This is a genomic window from Micromonospora sp. NPDC049049 (genome assembly GCF_040649115.1).
Classification (GTDB): domain Bacteria; phylum Actinomycetota; class Actinomycetes; order Mycobacteriales; family Micromonosporaceae; genus Micromonospora.
In genome coordinates this window covers 83,910-102,267 of the sequence record NZ_JBEZEX010000009.1, presented here as the reverse complement: position 1 = coordinate 102,267, position 18,358 = coordinate 83,910, and the positions used below count along the sequence as shown (strand labels likewise).

The 18,358-nt window shown below is 71.7% G+C and carries 19 protein-coding genes; 11 read left to right on the top strand and 8 right to left on the bottom strand.

The annotated features are described in order from the left end of the window. The first annotated feature begins 7 nt into the window (after window positions 1–7). The 6 genes from AB0B68_RS12160 to AB0B68_RS12135 all read left to right on the top strand — a co-directional run bounded on the left by AB0B68_RS12160 (window position 8) and on the right by AB0B68_RS12135 (window position 5,382). The gene (locus AB0B68_RS12160; protein WP_357199674.1) at window positions 8–463 is read left to right on the top strand and encodes an SRPBCC family protein; all 456 of its coding nucleotides are present in this window, start codon (window positions 8–10) and stop codon (window positions 461–463) included. A gap of 31 nt (window positions 464–494) precedes the next feature. Further along, window positions 495–1,199, top strand: a complete 705-nt coding sequence (locus AB0B68_RS12155) for a hypothetical protein (protein WP_357199677.1) — start codon at window positions 495–497, stop codon at window positions 1,197–1,199. Between the two features lie 76 nt (window positions 1,200–1,275). After that, entirely contained in the window at window positions 1,276–2,223 is a 948-nt protein-coding gene (locus AB0B68_RS12150; RefSeq protein ID WP_355007723.1) for an ROK family glucokinase, read from the top strand. Beyond that, entirely contained in the window at window positions 2,220–2,927 is a 708-nt protein-coding gene (locus tag AB0B68_RS12145; protein WP_357199733.1) for an endonuclease/exonuclease/phosphatase family protein, read from the top strand. Before AB0B68_RS12150 ends, AB0B68_RS12145 begins: the two co-directional genes overlap by 4 nt. 116 nt (window positions 2,928–3,043) lie before the next feature. After that, window positions 3,044–4,450, top strand: coding sequence for an NAD(P)-binding domain-containing protein (locus AB0B68_RS12140; protein WP_355007721.1), 1,407 nt, complete (start codon window positions 3,044–3,046; stop codon window positions 4,448–4,450). A gap of 137 nt (window positions 4,451–4,587) precedes the next feature. Further along, the gene (locus tag AB0B68_RS12135; RefSeq protein ID WP_357199736.1) at window positions 4,588–5,382 is read left to right on the top strand and encodes an alpha/beta fold hydrolase; all 795 of its coding nucleotides are present in this window, start codon (window positions 4,588–4,590) and stop codon (window positions 5,380–5,382) included. Window positions 5,383–5,401: 19 nt separating this feature from the next. Here the strand turns inward: AB0B68_RS12135 and AB0B68_RS12130 are convergent, their stop codons facing one another. The 5 genes from AB0B68_RS12130 to AB0B68_RS12110 all read right to left on the bottom strand — a co-directional run bounded on the left by AB0B68_RS12130 (window position 5,402) and on the right by AB0B68_RS12110 (window position 9,417). After that, window positions 5,402–6,892 (bottom strand): trehalose-6-phosphate synthase, encoded by a 1,491-nt coding sequence (locus AB0B68_RS12130; protein WP_357199739.1) that lies wholly within the window; start codon window positions 6,890–6,892, stop codon window positions 5,402–5,404. Window positions 6,893–7,051: 159 nt separating this feature from the next. Beyond that, window positions 7,052–7,903: a DUF308 domain-containing protein gene (locus AB0B68_RS12125; RefSeq protein ID WP_357199682.1), complete on the bottom strand. Its 852-nt coding sequence runs from the start codon at window positions 7,901–7,903 to the stop codon at window positions 7,052–7,054. A gap of 492 nt (window positions 7,904–8,395) precedes the next feature. After that, window positions 8,396–8,617 carry a hypothetical protein gene (locus AB0B68_RS12120; RefSeq protein WP_357199685.1) on the bottom strand — a complete coding sequence of 74 codons (222 nt, stop codon included), beginning with the start codon at window positions 8,615–8,617 and terminating at the stop codon, window positions 8,396–8,398. A gap of 46 nt (window positions 8,618–8,663) precedes the next feature. Continuing rightward, window positions 8,664–8,999, bottom strand: coding sequence for a hypothetical protein (locus AB0B68_RS12115; RefSeq protein ID WP_357199687.1), 336 nt, complete (start codon window positions 8,997–8,999; stop codon window positions 8,664–8,666). 52 nt (window positions 9,000–9,051) lie between these two features. Beyond that, window positions 9,052–9,417 (bottom strand): hypothetical protein, encoded by a 366-nt coding sequence (locus AB0B68_RS12110; protein WP_357199690.1) that lies wholly within the window; start codon window positions 9,415–9,417, stop codon window positions 9,052–9,054. A gap of 358 nt (window positions 9,418–9,775) precedes the next feature. Here AB0B68_RS12110 and AB0B68_RS12105 point away from each other — a divergent pair, with 358 nt between their 5' ends. Further along, window positions 9,776–10,468 carry a lysophospholipid acyltransferase family protein gene (locus tag AB0B68_RS12105; protein WP_357199693.1) on the top strand — a complete coding sequence of 231 codons (693 nt, stop codon included), beginning with the start codon at window positions 9,776–9,778 and terminating at the stop codon, window positions 10,466–10,468. 54 nt (window positions 10,469–10,522) lie between these two features. On the opposite strand, the gene AB0B68_RS12100 is transcribed toward AB0B68_RS12105, so the two are convergent. Further along, the gene (locus tag AB0B68_RS12100; protein WP_357259778.1) at window positions 10,523–14,014 is read right to left on the bottom strand and encodes an adenylate/guanylate cyclase domain-containing protein; all 3,492 of its coding nucleotides are present in this window, start codon (window positions 14,012–14,014) and stop codon (window positions 10,523–10,525) included. On the opposite strand from AB0B68_RS12100, the gene AB0B68_RS12095 reads away from it, so the two are divergent. Next, window positions 14,013–14,408 carry a hypothetical protein gene (locus tag AB0B68_RS12095; RefSeq protein WP_357259654.1) on the top strand — a complete coding sequence of 132 codons (396 nt, stop codon included), beginning with the start codon at window positions 14,013–14,015 and terminating at the stop codon, window positions 14,406–14,408. The two genes, AB0B68_RS12100 and AB0B68_RS12095, sit on opposite strands and share 2 nt — an antisense overlap. A 56-nt stretch (window positions 14,409–14,464) precedes the next feature. Here the strand turns inward: AB0B68_RS12095 and AB0B68_RS12090 are convergent, their stop codons facing one another. After that, entirely contained in the window at window positions 14,465–15,685 is a 1,221-nt protein-coding gene (locus AB0B68_RS12090) for an MFS transporter (RefSeq protein WP_357199697.1), read from the bottom strand. Window positions 15,686–15,896: 211 nt separating this feature from the next. Between AB0B68_RS12090 and AB0B68_RS12085 the strand changes: the two genes are divergently transcribed. Next, complete coding sequence (locus tag AB0B68_RS12085; RefSeq protein WP_357199700.1) at window positions 15,897–16,049, top strand: hypothetical protein; 153 nt, start codon at window positions 15,897–15,899, stop codon at window positions 16,047–16,049. 136 nt (window positions 16,050–16,185) lie between these two features. Here the strand turns inward: AB0B68_RS12085 and AB0B68_RS12080 are convergent, their stop codons facing one another. Next, the gene (locus AB0B68_RS12080) at window positions 16,186–16,878 is read right to left on the bottom strand and encodes a Crp/Fnr family transcriptional regulator (protein WP_091407574.1); all 693 of its coding nucleotides are present in this window, start codon (window positions 16,876–16,878) and stop codon (window positions 16,186–16,188) included. A 269-nt stretch (window positions 16,879–17,147) separates the two neighbouring features. Here AB0B68_RS12080 and AB0B68_RS12075 point away from each other — a divergent pair, with 269 nt between their 5' ends. Then, entirely contained in the window at window positions 17,148–17,645 is a 498-nt protein-coding gene (locus AB0B68_RS12075; protein ID WP_357259775.1) for a polyadenylate-specific 3'-exoribonuclease AS, read from the top strand. Window positions 17,646–17,723: 78 nt separating this feature from the next. Next, window positions 17,724–18,227 (top strand): pyridoxamine 5'-phosphate oxidase family protein, encoded by a 504-nt coding sequence (locus AB0B68_RS12070; protein WP_357199703.1) that lies wholly within the window; start codon window positions 17,724–17,726, stop codon window positions 18,225–18,227. Window positions 18,228–18,358: the final 131 nt, after the last annotated feature.

Below are 18,358 nucleotides of genomic sequence, written 5' to 3'. Positions count from 1 at the left end.
TCCCCCCATGGCGGACTCCTCCACCCAGTCGATCATCATCGGCGCCGTACCGGATCGGGTGACGGCGGTCATCTGCGACTTCGCGCGCTACCCGGAGTGGACCGACGCGGTGCGTCGTGCCGAGGTAATCGAGGAGTACGAGGACGGTTACGCCAGTCAGGTGCGTTTCACCATCGACGCCGGGGTGATGGCCGACGAGTACGTGCTCGCCTACGAGTACGCCGAGGACCTGTCCCGGATCGAGTGGCACCTGGTCGCCCCCTCGAAGATGCAGAAGGCCCAGCGTGGTTCGTACGACCTGGTGGGTAACCCGGACGGCGGCACGACGGTGACCTACACGCTGGAGGTCGACCTGTCGGTCGGCATGCTCGGGATGTTTCGGCGCAAGGCCGAAAAGATGATCATGGACACCGCGTTGAAGCAGCTCAAGCGCCGGGTAGAAGCAACCGGTGCGGCGCAGTGACGTGTCCGGTGGCACGGTAGAGGAGCCGACGGTGGGCGGAACGGATCCGGGTTCGGCCCGGGAAGAGGCGGAGCGGCTGGTCGCCACCCTGCTGGCAGGGGCGCGACTGGCCTCCGCCGGCTCGGCGGGCGGCGCGCTCGGCTCGTTGGGCGGGATGCTGTCCGGTGTCCTCGGTCACAGCGCGGGTCCGGACGCCCGCTCCGGCACCGGTGGTGCTTTCGCCACCGGTTCGGCCGAATGCTGCGTCTGCCCGGTCTGTCGGGGCATCGCCGCGTTGCGGGACCCGAGTCCGGAATTCGCCGAACGGCTCGCGACCGGCGCCGGTGACCTCGCCGCGGGTGTCGCCAGCCTGCTCCGCGCGTTCTCGCCGGCGGAACCGTCCGCGCCGGGGACCGCCGAGCCGGCCGCCGAGCCGGCCACCCCGTCCTCACCGGCACCCGCCGCGAGCACCGACGACGTGCTCCCCGAGCCACCCCCGAGCGGCCCGCCCACCGCGACCGTCGACGAGCACGTGTGGCGCGATGCCACCCGTACCGGGCATGATTCTCAGCCGGCGCCGGAGCGGGATGTCTGGTCGGTCGCCACCCGGACGGCGGACCCACTCGCCCCGGCCGCCGTACCACCCGTCGACGAGGCCGGGACGGCGACCGTACCGGCGCCGACCACCCGTCCCGTGGTGCCCGCATCGCGGGTGCCCGACGACGCCGACGCGGAAGCATCGGGCGACGGCGCCTGAGCGCGGGACCTTCCGACCCGGACCGGCACTGGGCCGGGACCCGGGCCGGACAGCACAGCAGAGGGGGGCGGTAGCGGTGACGCTGACCATCGGAGTCGACGTCGGTGGCACGAAGGTGGCCGGCGGTGTCGTGGACGACACCGGCACGGTCCTCGTGCAGACCCGACGGGACACTCCCGCCGATGACGTGGCCAAGACCCGCGACGTCATCATCGAGTTGGTCGGCGAACTGGCTGCCGGGCGGACCATCGAGGCCGTCGGCATCGGCGCGGCCGGTTGGATCGACGCCAGCCGTTCGACTGTGCTCTTCGCGCCCAACCTGGCCTGGCGTGACGAACCGCTGCGCGAGTACGTCAGCGAGGCCATCGGGCTGCCCGTGATCGTGGAGAACGACGGGAACGTCGCCGCGTGGGCCGAGTTCCGCTACGGCGCGGCCCGCGACGCCGACGACTCGATGATCATGTTCACGATCGGCACCGGTGTGGGCGGCGGCGTCGTCCTCGGTGGCGACCTGATGCGCGGCGCGCACGGCATCGCCGCGGAACTGGGCCACATGCTGGCCGTGCCGGACGGGCACCAGTGTGGCTGTGGCCGGCTGGGCTGCATCGAGCAGTACGCCAGCGGCAGCGCCCTGGTCCGCTTCGCCCGGGCCGGCGCCCGGCAGGAGCCCAACCGCGCCACCGCACTGCTGAAGCTGGCCGGCGGTGAGGCCGAGGCGATCACCGGCCCGATGGTGACCGCCGCGGCGCAGGGCGGCGACCCGGTTTCCGCCGAGGCGTTCGCCCAGATCGGCCGGTGGCTGGGCACCAGCCTCGCCGACATGGCGCAGATCCTCGACCCGCAGACCCTGGTGGTCGGCGGCGGCGTGATCGACGCCGGTGACCTGCTGCTCGGCCCCACCCGCCGCTCGTACCTCGACGCGCTCGCCCAACGCGGTCGCCTGCCGGTGGCCGAGGTGCTCCCGGCGGAGCTGGGCAACAGCGCCGGGGTGATCGGCGCCGCCGACCTGGCCCGCCGGATCTGAGGCGGTCGGGGATGGGCGTGCCGCTGCGCGTGGTGTCGTACAACGTCCACAGCCAGCGCGACGACACCGCCGCGCTGGCGGCCGTGGTCCGGGCCGCGACGCCGGACGTGGTGATCGTGCAGGAGGGGCCGCGCCGGTTCCGGTGGCGGCAGAAGTCCGCCACGTTGGCCGAGTCGTTCGGTCTGGTGGTGGCCGCCGGTGGGCTGCCCGCGCTGGGCAACCTGCTCCTGACCAGCCTGCGGGTCCAGGTGCTCGGCACCCGCTGCCAGCGCTTTCCGCTGACCCCGGGCCGGCACCTGCGCGGCGCCGCGTACGCCGACTGCCGCGTCGGTGACGCCCGGTTCACCGTCGCCGGCTCGCACCTGTCCACCGACCCGGCCGAGCGGCCCTCGCAGGCCGCCGAGTTCAAGCGCGGTCTGGACGCGGCGACCAGCCCGGTGCTGGCCGGGGCGGACCTCAACGAGGGTCCGGACGGGCCGGCCTGGGCCACCGTGTCGCGCGGGTTGACCGACGCCGCGGTGGCCGCCGACCGGGCCGAGCGGCTCACCTACTCCTGCGCCGACCCGCGCCGACGCATCGACGCGCTCTTCGTCGACCCGAGGATCACAGTGGTCGACTACGACGTGGTGGACACCCCGCAGACCCGCCGGGCCAGCGACCACTTCCCGGTCCTGGTCGACCTGCTGCTGCCCTCCACCGGCTGACCCCCGACCCCGGCTCGACCGTCGGCGCCTCCGGCTCAGGACTGGACATCCGGCCCGGTTGTGGAGAGGATTTCGCGGCGACCGGCACGCCTGCCGTACCAAAGGAGATGTCCCCGGTGTCCACCTCCACCGACCACGGCCGGCCCGACCCGGAGGCGACCTCGCCGACGGCGAACAGCGACGGGCGCCCGGTCTCCGACCGGGGCGACACGGTCTGCGTCATCGGGGCCGGGGCCAGCGGGTTGACCGCCATCAAGAACCTGCGTGAGCACGGGTTCGGCGTGGACTGTTACGAGCGGGAGACGGGCGTCGGCGGCGCCTGGAACTGGCGCCACGACCGCAGCCCTGTCTACGCCAGCACCCACCTGATCTCGTCGAAGCCGTTCACCCAGTTCCCCGACTTCCCGATGCCGGACTCCTGGCCGGACTACCCGCACCACGGTCAGCTGCTGTCCTACTTCGAGCGGTACGCCGACCACTTCGACCTGCGTTCGCACATCTGGTTCGGCACCGAGGTGATCCGGGTCGAGCCCGTCGAGGGGGACCGGTGGGACGTGACCACCCGCTCCACCGGCGGTTACGGCCCCGAACGCACCGCCCGGTACGCCGCCGTGGTGATCGCCAACGGCCACAACTGGTCGCCGAAGCTGCCCCGCTACGAGGGCCTGGAGGAGTTCCGCGGCGAGATCATGCACGCCTCGTCCTACAAGGACCCGGCGCAGCTGCGCGGTAAGCGGGTGCTGGTGGTCGGTGCCGGCAACACCGGCTGCGACATCGCCGTCGAGGCCGCCCAGCAGGCGTCGCGCTGCTGGCACTCCACCCGCCGGGGTTACTGGTACGCGCCGAAGTACGTGCTCGGTCGCCCCGCCGACCAGGTGAACGACACCCTCCTGGCGCTGCGGGTGCCGCTGCGGGTACGGCAGTGGCTCTACCACTGGACCCTGCGGCTGACCGTCGGTGACCTGACCCGCTTCGGCCTGCCCAAGCCCGACCACCGGGTGTACGAGACGCACCCGATCGCGAACAGCCAGCTCGTGTACTACGTGGGCCACGGCGGGATCGGCCCCGTGCCGGACGTCGCCCGGTTCCACCCGTACGCGGTGGAGTTGGCCGACGGCCGCGAGATCGACCCCGAGGTGGTCGTCTTCGCCACCGGTTACCTGCCGCGCTTCGAGTTCCTCGACGCGTCGGTGTTCGGTGACAGCGCGGGCGCGGGCCGGCCCACGCTGTGGCTCAACGCGTTCACGCCGGGGCACCCGACGCTGGCCGTCGCCGGCCTGCTGCAACCGGACTCCGGGTTGTTCACCCTGTCGCACTGGCAGACGGTGCTCTTCGCCCGGCTGCTCCAGGCCCGCCGGGACCGGCCGGAACGGGCCACTGCGTTCGCGGCCCGGGTGCGGGACCGGGCGGGGGAGCGGTACTCCGGGCCGGTCAAGGACAGCAGCCGGCACTGGTTCGAGGTCGGGCACGCCGACTATCTGCGCGCCATCCAACGCGCCCTGGTCGAGCTGGAGGGCAAGTGAGCGCGAGGAGTGAGCTTGCGAGCCCCGCAGTCGCGAACGAAAGGCTGGCATGTGGTGAGCGCGAGGAGTGAGCTTGCGAGCCCCGCAGTCGCGAACGAAAGGCTGGCACGGTGAGCGCGAGTAGCGAGCTGCGGATCATGCGGGGTCGGGAGTGGTCCCGGCCGGTCCGGCCGGCCCGGCGGGAGGTGCTCAGCGCGGTCCCCGAACTGGAGCAGGGGCGGCCGCCTCTGCTGTTCGTACCCGGGTTCGGGCACGGCGCGTGGGCGTTCGCCGAGCACTGGTTGGGTCACGTGGCGTCGCGGGGGTTCCCGGCGTACGCGGTGAGCCTGCGCGGGCACGGTGGCAGCGAGCCGGCGCCGGAGGCGACGCTGCGGGCGTACGCCCACGACGTGGTCCAGGTGGCCGCGAGCCTGCCGCGGCAGGCGGTGCTGGTGGGGCACGGCGCGGGGGCGCTGGTGGTGGCACACGCGTTGGCCCGCTACCCGGCGCGGGGCGCGGTGCTGGTGGCGCCGGTCTTCGGCGGCTGGGGAGTGCTGGGCGCGGCGTTGCGCCGCAACCCGGCGGGTACGTTGCCGGCGGTGTTCGGCGGGCCGTTGCGGCTCAACCGGGGGCAGTTGTTCAGCCGCGAGTTGCCCGACGAGGAGGCCCGGCGGTACGTGGGACGCCTCGGTCGGGCGGGTCGGCGGGCCCAGTGGGCGCTGCTGGGCGAGCCGGAGGCCGAGCCGGCCGTGGGCGCGCCCCCGGTGTTGGTGCTGGGCAGCCCGGACGACCGGGTGGTGCCGGCGTCGACGTTGACCCGGGTGGCCCGCCGCTACGGGTCGGCCCCGCTGCTCTTTCCCGGGATGGGCCACGACCTGATGCTGGATGCGCGGTGGGCGGAGCCGATCGACGCGATCCTGGACTGGCTGGAGAAGGAACCGGCGGCGCACTGAGCAGCCGGGCCGCCGGCGGTCAGCCGCCGGCCTGGTGGCCGGCCGGGCTGCCCGTCGGGGTGGCCGGTCGGGGCACCCGAGCGGGGCCGTCGGTGTCGGTGCCGGTCAGGCGACTGATCAGGGCGCCGCCCTCGTCCAGGGCACGCAGGTAGGAGCGGGCCCAGGCCCGGATGTCGTGCTGGTGCAGGTGGGCGCGCATGGCCCGCATCCGCTGCATGCTGTCGGCCGGGTCGGCCCGCAGCGCCGCGCGCAGGGCCTGTTTGAGCCCTTCCAGGTCGTGCGGGTTGACCAGGTACGCCTGGGACAGCTCGGCGGCGGTGCCGGCGAACTCGCTGAGCAGCAGTGCGCCGGTGTCGTCGACCCGCGCGGCCACGTACTCCTTGGCGACCAGGTTCATTCCGTCGCGTAGCGGGGTCACCGCCATCACGTCGGCGACCCGGTAGAGCGCGGCCAACTCGGCCCGGTCGAAGGGCTGGGTGAGGTAGTGGATCGCCGGCTCACCGACCCGGCCGAACTCGCCGTTGATCCGGCCGACTTCGCGTTCGATGCGTTCGCGCAGGATCTGGTACTGGCCGACGCGTTCCCGGCTCGGCATGGCGACCTGCACCAGCACGGTGTCGCGGACCTTGACGTCGCCGCTGGCGAGCAACTCGCTGTACGCCTTGAGGCGCTGCTCGATGCCCTTGGTGTAGTCCATCCGGTCCACGCTGAGGACGACCTGCCGGGGATCGCCGAGGTCCTGACGGAGCCGGTGGGCCCGGGCGGCAACGTCCGGGCGGTCGGCGAGCGCGGCCATCTCGGCGGTGTCGATGGAGACCGGGAAAGCGCCGATGCGGACGACCCGGTCGTCGATGCCGATCCGCCGGTCGGTGGCCGGCAACTCCAGCACCCGGGTCACCAACTGGGCGAAGTTGTGCGCCGCCTGCCCCCGTTGGAAGCCGACCAGGTCGGCGCCGAGCATGCCGCGCAGCAGTTCGGCCCGGCGGGGCAGTTGCATGAACAACTCCGGCGGCGGGAACGGGACGTGCAGGAAGAACCCGATGCGCAGGTCCGGGCGGAGGGTGCGCAGCAGACCGGGGACCAGTTGCAGGTGGTAGTCCTGCACCCAGACCACCCCGCCCGGCTCGGCCACCTCCGCGGTCGCCTCGGCGAAGCGCTGGTTGACCCGCTGGTACGCCTCCCACCACCGGCGGTGGTGTTGCGGCTGCTCCACCGAGTCGTGGTAGAGCGGCCAGAGGGTGGCGTTGGCGAACCCCTCGTAGTGGTCGCGCAGGTCTTCCGGGGTGAGCGCGACGGTGTGCATGCGCACGCCGTCCACGTCCGGCAGGGCGGGGGCCGGCCCGGTGCCACCGGCCCAGCCGACCCAGGTGGCCGGGGTGTGTCGCAGGAGCGGGAGCAGCGCGCTGACCAACCCACCCGGGCTGCGCCGCCACTCGCAGGCCCCGTCGGGGGCCTGGTTGTCGTCGATGGGGAGGCGGTTGGCCACCACCACGAGAGAACTCTGTCGCATCTCGGGCATTCCGATCAGCAGAGGACTGACCGCCGCGAGCAAGGAAAAACCGGTCAGTCAGCGGGGGAAGTGACGTACAGCGGTATTCCTACTGACAGTAAGTTACACCACTGTTACGCGCCCGGCGGGGCGCTGCTGTCTCGGGATGCGGGCCGACCGTCAGACGACGGCGCCGTTGTCCGGGTCGTCCTCGTCCTCGTCGCCGGGGCGCAGCCGCCAGATCAGCGTGACGAAACCGGCCAGGATGCCGGTGAACCCGAACAGTGTGACCGCCGAGCGGTCGATCGGGAGCAGCCACGGGAAGAGGAACAGCACGAACCCGACGACCACCCCGAGCACGCCGATCACCGCGTACTTGCTGACCCGCGGCAGCGGCGGCGGTGGTGGTGGGTGGTAGCCCTCGTCGTCCTCGTCGTCGGGCAGGTCGGCGCCGAAGGTGTCCAACCCGTCCAGCAGCGACGGCTCGTCCGGTCGGGTGCCGCGCCCCACCGAGATTCCGGAGATGTCCGTCGCGGACGGCAGCCGACGAACGTCGGTGGCGGTCGGACCCGCTTCGTCGGTGCCGGAGCGGGTCAGCGACCCGGAGGTCGACTCGTCCCGGGTGTCCCGCTCGTCCACGTCCTCCGAGGCCGGCCACGGGTTGTCACCGGGCGTGGAGGTGGTGTGGAAGCCCGCCACGATACGTGCCCACTCGGCGTCGATGTCCGGTTCGTCGCGCGCCGGTGGCTGCTCCGGAGTGGTCTCGTCGGCGAGCTGGGTCAGGTAGTCCCGGGCGGTGGTCAGGTGCGAGCGGTCGACGTAGAGCCGGTCGACCGGTCGGGCCGGCACCGTGGTGGTGCGGGTGACCGGATTGAGGTCGGCGGAGGGCTGGAGGTAGGCGGCGATCCCACCGGCGGCCAGCACGTCGAGCAGGTGCTCACCGACGCGCGGATCGACGTCGCCGACGACGGCGTACTCGTTCGCGTCGAGCCCGTTGTCCCGCCGTCCCCGGCGGGCCCCACCCGCTGACACCCGGACATCCCCCTTTAACGCGCCTTCCGGCGCGGCCACCGCTGCCCTTCGGCGCCAGTCCGCACGCCGTGCTCTGAATCGTGACACGTCAGGGCATGGTTCCGGGAGTGCGTTGTGTCGCGTCTTCCAAAGTCACGGCTGCTCCCGCAGGTCGCGGCGGGGCTCCTTTGTCCGTTTTTGCTAATCCTTGCCAACAGGAGGTCTCCGGGTATGGCGCTTCTCGCCGACTCGCCGACCGCCCGCTTGATCTCGCTGTGACCGCGATGTCAGGTCAGGTCTGGAGCGGGACCGCCGGGGCCGGAGTGGGAGACGAAGCCGCCGTCAAATGGCCCAACCGACGCGGACCCCGACCCCGTATTGGCGGATCATGGACCGCAGCGGGGCCGAGCCGTCTGAACGGCTCGGCCCCTTCGATCAAGTGCTGAACTGCGGCAGCCCGCTTCCGACCCCCGCCAGTCGGCTCTGGCCGGCGTCCTGGTGCTTTACCCGGTGTCATTGTCGTTCGACGCGGTACTGCTCCACGAGACCGTCGTGCAGGCCAGCAGGGAGATCGGTATCCGTGAGCAGGTCGATGGACCACGGCACCGGACACGGGCCCGGGTGGACGTCATCGGGGCACAGCAGGGCCGCGATCTGGTCCACCAAGGCGCGGGCGTCTTCTGCGCTTGCATAGATGCCGACGCGAAGTTCCCAGATGGACGGTTGCCCGACCATGCCGCCTCCTTTGGGGGAGTTACCGCCGAGGAGCCAGGCTACCGGCTCAGACCGGGTGACAGTGCCGCTTGTAGTGACCCGGCGGCACCTTGCGGTTGGCGTCCTTCTCGGCGTTCAATTTGGCGCTGTTGTACGTCGTTCCGGTGCCAGTGCCGTAAATGACGTCCACGACGGTGGTGTCCTTGATGCGGACCACGTGGCAGCGGACGGTGACGGTGTACCGGGCCAGGGTTTCCGCGACCGCGGTGGTCGATGTTCCTGCACGGTCCGCATGGGCCGCCGTGATCGGTTCAGCGGCTGATGCTGGGCCGCCGGCGAACGCCATGGCGGCTGACGCCACGATAGGAAGCAAGGCCGCAGCTAGCTTTGGCGTACGTTTCATGGAACATCTCCTTCAAAGTTTCGACGCCTGGGATGCGGGCTGAACGACTGCATTACGGACGCCATTCGATGCTGCTGGCTCCACCGACGCCGAAGATGCAAGGACCGGCTTGAAGCCGTTGGGTCGGATTGCCGGCCTTCGGCGCCGCCCATCCGGAGTACTTGTCGGGCGCGCCGTTGCAGTCCGCCCGCAGTCGGACCTGTCCCCCGTAGACGCGGCACCAGGTGTAGGCGTACTGGCCGGTCGTGTGGATGCGCGGGCAGTCGACGTCAGGGCCGGCGGCCTGCGCCGCCGCCGAAATCACGGACATGGTGACGGTCGCGGTTGGCGCATGTGCCGAGGCCAGTGCCGGTGCGGGCGCCAGTACGGCCAAGCCGAGCGTCAGTGTGGCGGCAGCGCCGAGAGTTCTTAGATTCATTCCAGATCCAATCTGTGATCTCCGCCGATTACTGCGACAGCCTCCGCGGCGGGACGGCGGCTGTTGCAATCAGCTTTTGCGGAGGCGGCGCAGTCGGACAAGCGAAAGCCTGTTCGGAACCATTCGGAACAAGTGATCGAACAGTTCCGTCCTGATGAATCTGTCCCGGGCATCAGCCCTCGCTTGGCCGGCCCCGTCGCGCGGTTCCTCAAAGCCGCCCGCGGCATGCAAGGGGTAGGAAAGTCGAGGCGATACGTCCGCCACGAGCTTGGTCCGTTGTGGTGAGAGCGCTCGCTTCGTAGGCTCGTCGGCGACGACGGCTGGCGCTGTCGCGAGCACACCATGGGAAGGGACGCCGGTGCTCTACTGGCTGCTGAAGTACGTCATTCTCGGTCCGCTGCTCAAGCTGATCTTCCGCCCGCAGGTGGAGGGCCTGCGCAACGTCCCGGCGACCGGTCCGGTGATCCTGGCGAGCAACCACCTCTCCTTCTCCGACTCGATCTTCACGCCGTTGATCACCGCCCGGAAGGTCACCTTCGTCGCCAAGGCCGAGTACTTCACCGGCAAGGGAATCAAGGGCTGGCTGACCAAGATGTTCTTCGTGGGCACCGGCACGATTCCGGTGGACCGCTCCGGCGGTCGGGCCGCGCGCGCCGCCCTGGACACCCAGTTGCAGGTGCTGCGGGCCGGGGGAGTGGCCGGCATCTACCCCGAGGGCACCCGCTCCCCGGACGGACGGCTCTACCGGGGCAAGACCGGGGTGGCCCGGCTCGCCCTGGAGAGCGGCGCGGTGGTGGTGCCGGTGGCGATGCTCAACGCCGACGAGATCCAGCCCCCCGGCAAGCTCATCCCCAAGATCGATCGGGTGCGGATCCGGTTCGGGGCGCCGCTGGACTTCTCCCGCTACTCCGGGCTGGCCGGCGACCGGTTCGTCGAGCGCGCGGTCACCGACGAGATCATGTACGAGTTGATGGAACTCTCCGGCCGGGAGTACGTGGACGTCTACGCCCAGAAGCTCAAGCAGCCCGTCCCGACGCCGCTGGCCGCCTGAGCCACCGCCACCGCCGCCGCCGCCGCCACCGCCGCCACCGGCCCCGGTCGGCGGTCAGGGCAGGTGCAGCAGGGCGGGGGCGTGGTGGCGGCTGGCGAAGTCGTGCAGGCGGGCCCGGGTCGCCTCAGCGGCGGGTGGGTCCGTCTCGGCAAGCGGGCCGATGGCAAGCGCCAGCGTGATGATCTCGTCGGTCACGTCGCTCATCCGGGCGTAGCTCGCCGCCGCCGAGCGGAGCAGGTTCGCCGCCGTCGATGAGTCCCCGGCGTGCCGGGCCAACGTGGCGTCGGCGACCTGACCGGCCGCGTGAGCCCACGGGGTCGTCCGGGGCGCCCGGTCGAGCAACTGCCGGACCAGCCGGGCCGCGTCCGCGCCGAGCACCCCGGCGACGTGCCCGACGGCCGGCACCCACTCCGCGAACGGAATCATCCGGGTCCGTTGCCAGTCCTCGTCCAGCTCCGTGAGCAGCGCCATCGCCTCGTCGCGGCGACCCTGCGCCGCCCGGCAGAGGGCGGCGTGCGCCAGGGTGGAGCGCAGCACCCGGTGGAATCCGGTACGCCGCGCCGCGACCAGCGCCTGCTCGATGAGATCCCCGCCCGGTGCGTCCGACCCCGCTGTGTCGTCAGGCCCGTCGGGTCCGACCAACTCGGCTCCGGCCAGACCGCGCATCCAACCCGACACCGCCACGATGTGCAGATCCCACTCCGCTGTCGGCCGCCGGGTCGACTCCGCTGCCATCGCCAGCGCCGCCGTCCAGTCACCCGCGTAGTACGACCGCGCCCACTGGTCGGCGAAGCTGGTGGCCAGGCTGTGCTCGCCGCCCAGGTCGAGGGTGAGCTGCTCGTCGACCAACCGGGCCGAGCCGGCCAGGTCGCCCTCCTCCTGCAACGCCCAGGCCAGGTTCTGCACCGCCCGGCGGCGACTGGTCAGCCGTTCCACCCGGCAGTGCTCGGTCACCTCCGCCAGCTCCCCGAACGCCTCGGCGGAGCCGGCCAGGTAGCGCGCCACGGCCAAAGTGATCCGCGCGTTGGCCTGGACCTCGCGCAGCTGGAGCCGCTCGGCGAGGGACGCCGCCGCCCGCGCCGCGGTGCACGCCGGCTCGGTCTCCGCGTTGAGCATGTGCACCCGGGCCAGCTCCAGCAGCGCGCCCGCCTTCTCCTGACTGTCCGGCAGGTCGCCGTAGATGCCGATCGCCTGGTCCAGGCAGTGCAGGGTCGCCGACCGGTCGGCCCGACTCCAGGCGGCGGTGGCGAGCAGCGTCCACGCGCGCGCCGCCCCCGTCCGGTCGCCGCTCGTGGTGAGCCGCGCGGCCAGCCGGGAGAGGAGGTCCGTGCCCCCCGCCACCAGGAAGGCGTCCCCGTCCCGATAGAACGCCAGCTGGGCGTCGAACAGCTCCAGCGCCGGGTCCGACCCCACGTCCAGGACCAGCGCCCGGCCGACCAGCGCGGCGGCGGTGTCCAGCGCGTGCAGCTCGTACGCGCGGCGGGCCGCCCGATGCAGCGCGTCCCGCGCCGACGGGGCGTAGGGGGCGGTGTCCAGCCCGACCGTACGGGCAATCTCGTGGGCCGCCCAGCGATGGTTGGCCAGCACCTCGGCCAGGTCGTACTGCCGGTCGTCGGTGAGCTGTGCCATCCAGTCGGCGGTGCGTTGGTGGCGCAGCACCCGTTCGGCCCTGGGCAGTCGCTGGTAGCAGACGTCGCGTACCAGGATGTGCCGGAACCGGTACTCGGACTTTCCGGGCATCGTCGACGTGCTCTGCTCGTACACCAGGTCGCGACGTTGCAGGCGGTCCAGCGCGCGCTCCACCCACTCCACCGGCCGTCCCAACGCCATCGCCACCGGCGCGGCCCAGAACACCACGCCGACCACGGCGGCGGCCTGGAGCACCGCCCGGTCGGCCGGGTCCAGCAGGTCGAGCCGGTTGGCGATGACCGCCTGCACGGTGCGGGGCATCTCCGCGCCGCCGTCGAGGTCGGGGTGGGCGGTCGTACCGACCGCGTCGAGCAGGCCGCCGTCCAGCAGCATCCGGGCGTACTCCTGGGCGTAGAGCGGGTTGCCGTCGGCGAACTCGATCAGCGGGGTACGCGAGCTGGACGGCAGCGTCGCCTGCCCGAGGAGCAGCGAGTAGAGCGTGTCGATGTCTGTGTCGTGCATCGGCGGCACCGAGATGGACATCGCGCCACTGATCGTGCCGGTCCAGGCCGGATGCCGTTCCCGCAGCTCCGGCCGGGCGGTCGCCACGACCAGCAGCGGTACGCCGCGGGCTGACGCGCCCAACTGCTCGACGAAGGCGAGCATCTGCTGGTCCGCCCAGTGCATGTCCTCGAAGACCAGGACGGTCGGGCCGGTCGTCGCCAGGGTGATCAGGAACCGCCGCCAGGCGGCCTCGGTCTCACCGGGGGTGAGCCGTTCACCGGGTACGCCGATCAGCGGGCCGAGCGCCTCGGCCAGCCGGGTCGCGTGCGGGTCGGCGAGCTGTCCCAGCCGGGACCGTAGCCGTTCGCGCAGCGCGGTCGGGCCGTCGACCTCCGGCACGCCCACCCAGGTCTTCACGATGTCCGACAGGGCGGCCCAGGTGACGTTCTCGCCGAACGGCGGGCACTGCCCGACGAGCCAGGTGATCGGCGGGCCGGGCAGGCTGCCGGCGTGCCGGGCCAGCTCGCGCAACAGCCGACTCTTGCCCACCCCGGCCGGGCCGAACACCGTCACCAACTGGGACGTCCGTTCGGTCACCATCCGGTGCAGCGCGTTGACCAGCAGGCCTCGCTCGTGCTCCCGGTCCACCATCGGGGTCAGCTCGGCGCCGCGCGGGTCCCGGTGGGGTCGCACCTGGACGGCCAGCCAGATCCTGCTCACCGCGGACCGGCCGCGCAGGGTGACCGGTGGTTGGTCCGCGTACTCCATCTCGTGTCGGGTGGCCGACCAGGTGCTCTCGTCGACCACGACACCGCCGGGCGGGGCGAACCCCTGTAGGCGGGAGGCCGTGTTGACCACGTCTCCGGTCACGAAGGCCTGCCCACCGTCGCGGGTGGCGGAGAGGTCGACAAGGGCCTCGCCGGTCGCGATGCCGACCCGGAAGCTCAGCGGGGCCTGCGGACCGGCGGGCTGGCGGGCCAGGTTCCGTTGCAGCTCCAGGCCGGCGCGGACGCACCGCAACGCGTCGTTGTCGGTGGCCACCGGCGCGCCGAACAGCGCCATCGCCGCGTCGCCGATGTACTTCTCGACCACCCCGCCGTACTGGTGCACGATCCGGCGCACCGTGGCGAAGTAGGTCTGCTGCAGACTGCGGGCCTGCTCCGGGTCGGCCCGCTCCGCGTAGCTGGTGAAGTCCACGATGTCGACGAAGAGCACGCTGACCTGACGCCGGTCCTCCTGCACCGCGACGGCGTGGTCGCGCAGCGGTTGACCACAGCTGGTGCAGAAGTTGACCTCGGTGCTGTTGGCGTGCCCGCAGTGCGCACAGTTGACCCCAAGCGGTTGGCCGCACCCGCCGCAGAAGCGGTCGTCCGGCCCGGCCGCGCGCGCGCAGTGTCCACACTTGAGGTCGATGTTCAGCTCCGTGGGCGAAAGAGGTCAGTATCGCGGCCGGTCGGCCAGTCGGGTACCCGACGTGCGGACGGGCAACGGCATCGATCGGTCGGGGTTAGTGTTCCGTACCAGGAAGTTTCATGTCAGGGAGAGTTCCGTGCAGGTACGACTGTCCGCCTCGTGGACCGATCCGGGTGGCACGCTTTGGGCGCCGGGCGACACGATCGACGTCGATGCGGTCACTCTCGCCGAACTGGAGGAGCAGGGCATGGTGGAAGAGCCTGAGGGTCAGTCGGGCGGGTCGGGGGAGACCACGACCACCTCGTCGAGCACGTCCACGGCTGGTAAGCCGACCGATCCGAAGAAGATCGGGCCGGGGCCGGGTGCGCCGCCGGCCGACAGCACGGAGAACTGATCGCCCGGGTGCGGTCGGCGGGCCTTCGGTCCACCGGCCGCACCCGTCGGGCGGTCTCACCCGTTGGCCGCTGCGAACCTGCCCGGCGTCGGCAGGCGTAGCCCAAGGGCCCGGGTGAGCAGGGGAGCGATCAGCGCCAGGGTGGCCAGCACACCCAACCCCGAGATGACCAGCACCCATCGTGGCCCGACCATCGCCAACAGCGGTGCGCCGACGGCGTAGGCCAGTGCCTCCGCCGCGTACGGGAACATGTAGACGGTGCCGAACACCACGCCGAGCCGTTCGGCCGGCACGTTCTGCTGGATGAGGGTGTCGGCGGCGACGTTGTGCCAGCCCGCGCCGACGCCGGCCACCGCCTGACCGGCAATGGCGAGCGCGATCACCGGGCTGAGGCCGGTGACAAGCGTTCCGGCGCCGAGCGCGAGCAGCGCACCGTAGAGGACCAGGTCCATCCGGATGCGTACGCCGGTTCTCGCCAGGCACATCGGACCGAGCACCATGCCGACGCCGTAGGCGGTGCCCAGCAGACCGATCGTGACCTCGGTGGCGCCCAGCTCGGCGCGTCCGAGGGGGACGATGGCGAGGTTGTCCAGCGCGGCGAACATCACCATCACCAGGAACCCGACCGAGACCGCACGGACGACGCTGTGCCCTCGGACCACCCGCAGTCCTTCGCGCAGCACCGTCCGCAGTGGCTCGGGCCGGCGGGTCGCGCCGGTCGTCGAGAGCGCCCGGACTCCGCCGATCAGCAGCGCGGAGAGAACGAATGTCGCCGCGTCCACGAGCAGCGTGGCGGTCAGTCCGAGGGTCGCCAGCAGGAGGCCGCCGACGGCTGGCCCGGCAGCGAGCCCGATGTTGACGCCCGTCGCGAGTTGCGCGTTCGCCGCCGGTAGCTGCTCGCGTTCGACCAGGCGGGGGAGCAGGCTGCGCCCGGCGGGAGTGAACGCGGTCGCGGCCGTGGTAGCCGCGGTGATCAGCGCCAACAGGACGGGCAGGGGTGGCGCGAGCAGCGCGACGGCGACGTACGTCAACGCCTGGGCGGTGTCGCAACCGATCATCAGCCGGCGTTGGTCGAAGCGGTCGGCCAGGGCGCCGAGCAACGGTCCGAGCAGCCGGGGCACCGTCGAGGCCAGCAGCAGCAGGGCGACCGCGCCGCCGCCGTGCCGGTCGTAGACGGCGATCAGCAGCGCCGTCCGGGCCAGCTGATCACCGGTGTACGACACCAGGCGCGCCGACCAGTACCGACGAAATGCGACATTGCCGCGGAGTAATGACATGACCGGTGGCTCCTCACTGCTGCGGGTATGTCGGCACGGGCCCTGGAACAGGGGCGGGCGCGGCAACCTTGTCAGCGCGGTGTGGGGGCCAACAACCGCTCTTCAGCCAGTGATTGATGTCGATTTGTCCTATTTTGTCCCACCGCTCCACGCCGTAGCGTCCTCGGCAAGACAAGCGCAACGAGCACCACACACCGACCAGGAGGACGACATGGCGACCACGACGACGACCACCACCACCACCGCGAGCGGCTGGGCCGGGCCGGGCATCTGGGCCGGGCCGGGATTCTGGGCCGGACCGGGCTTCTGGGCGGGCCCCGGCTACCAGCCGGTCGCGACCAGCTGGATCGGCCCGACCCGCTGAACCCCACCCGCTGAACCGCGAGCACGGTGACGCCGGCTGCCACTGGCAGCCGGCGCAGCCGTGCGTACGGGTAGGAGAGTGGGTGGCGACGGATAGGGCCCGTCCAGATCGGATGCCCGAGCGACGTGCCGGTCGGTCAGCGGTCGGCCATGCCGGCGCGGCGGCGCAGCGCGGCCACGTCGGTCACCACGATCCGGCGGCCCTCGGTGCGCAGCCAGCCACGGCTGGCGAACGAGCCGATCGCCTGGTTGACGCTCTGCCGGGAGCCACCGGCCATCTCGGCCAGTTGACTCTGGTTGAGCTCGATCGTGATCATCGGTGCCTGGCTCTCGCCCGCCAGCCGCACCAGCGTCTTCGCCACCCGACCGGGCAGGTCGAGGAAGACGTGGTCGGCGTTCTGCTCGGTGAGCCGGCGGATCAGCCCGCCCAGTGAGCGCATCACCGCGTCCAGGATGCGGGGGTTGGAGTGCACCAACTCCATGAACGCGCCCCGCGAGAGCGCGAGCGCCGCGCAGTCCTCGATGGCCTCCGCCGAGGCGGACCGGGTGGACGCGTCGAGCAGGGAGACCTCACCGAGCACGTCCGGTGGACGGATAACCGACAGCACGGCCCGCTCGCCGGTGGGTGCGGTGCGAAAGACCGCCACCGCGCCGCGGCGCAGCACGATCAGGGACTCGCCGGGATCGTTTTCCACGAAGAGCAGTTGGCCCTTGCGGTAGGTGCGCGGGACGGCGGCCGCGATGACGCGCTGCCGCACCTCGGGCTCCAGCCCAGCGAACATCTCGACACCCGTGAGCGCGTCACCCGGCTCCGGCAGGCGAACCTCCACGGCCCAACCCCTCCCCCGGTCATGGACCACAATTCGCTCACCGGGCGAACCTGATGGGCCCCGACAAGGTGAACTGACACCGATTCGGCGTCCGGTAGCGGTACACATCAGATCATGACGGTCCGGTCGCTTGCTGTACACCCCTCGAAGCACTTCCGTGACCGTCACGGTCTGCGACGCGCCGTACGCGAGGTGTCGTGGCGGCGTGCTCCACCGTCGGACGGGCCCCGCCGGACGCGGCCGGGCGGCGGTGGGCGAGGATGCCCGGAATGGTCTACCGCTACTTCTACGACTGCGAGTTCATCGAGGACGGCACGACCGTCGACCTCGTCTCGATCGGTGTCGTCGACGAGTACGGCCGCGAGTTCTACGCGGTCTCCACCGAGTTCGACGACTCCCGCGCCGTGCCCTGGGTTCGACGCAACGTGCTCGACAAGCTGCCCTCCCCGGCGGACCGGGCCTGGCGCTCGCGTGAGCGCATCCGCGACGACCTGTACGACTTCCTGACGGAGCCGATCCGGGACCGGCCGGGGGAGCAGCTGGAGCTGTGGGCCTGGTTCGCCGCGTACGACCACGTGGTGCTCGCCCAGCTCTGGGGCGCGATGCCGGCGCTGCCCCGGGAGATCCCCCGCTACACCAAGGAGCTGCGGCAGCTCTGGGACGACCGGGGTCGGCCGCCCCTGCCAGACGCGGACGCGGCCCGGCACGACGCTCTGGTCGACGCCCGGCACAATCTGGCCCGCTGGCGGGCGATGACCGCCCGTTGAGTGGTGGCCGCGCCGCCGTAGGTTTGACCGGTTCTGTCCCGGGCAACGGTTCGACCAGCCGAGCCGAGGGAGATTGCCATGAGCCACCAGCCGAGCAGCGCCGCGGAGGCACGCGCCCGTGTCACCGGCCTGGCCCGGGCCGCGCGGATCTGCATGCTCACCACGACTGCTCTGGACGGGCGCCAGGTGAGTCGCCCGATGGGGCTCCAGGAGGTCGAGTTCGACGGCGAGCTGTGGTTCTTCGCCTACGCCGACTCGGCCAAGGTCCGCCAGCTCCGGGTGAACCCGGAGGTCAACGTCGCCTTTTCCGACCAGAAGCACAACGCGTGGGTGTCGATCTCCGGCACCGCCACCGAGGGGTTCGACCGGGACCGGGCCGAGCGGCTGTGGAACCCGCTGCTCAAGGCGTGGTTCCCCGACGGGCTGGAGACCCCCGGTCTGACGCTGATCAAGGTGCACGCCAGCTCCGCCGAGTACTGGGACTCGCCGAACAGCACCGTGGTGAACCTGCTCGACTACGCCAGGGCCGCGGTCACCGGCCGGCCGCCGAAGGCCGGCGAGAACCATGAGGTGACCTACTGACCGGGGGCGGGTGCCCGGGGCGCGCTGTCGTCGTACCGGCGGGCCGACTACAGTTCGCAGTGACGGCCCGCCCCGGGCCGGCAACGGCGCCGATGGTCTGACCTGACACATACCCTGGGGCATATCGGGCT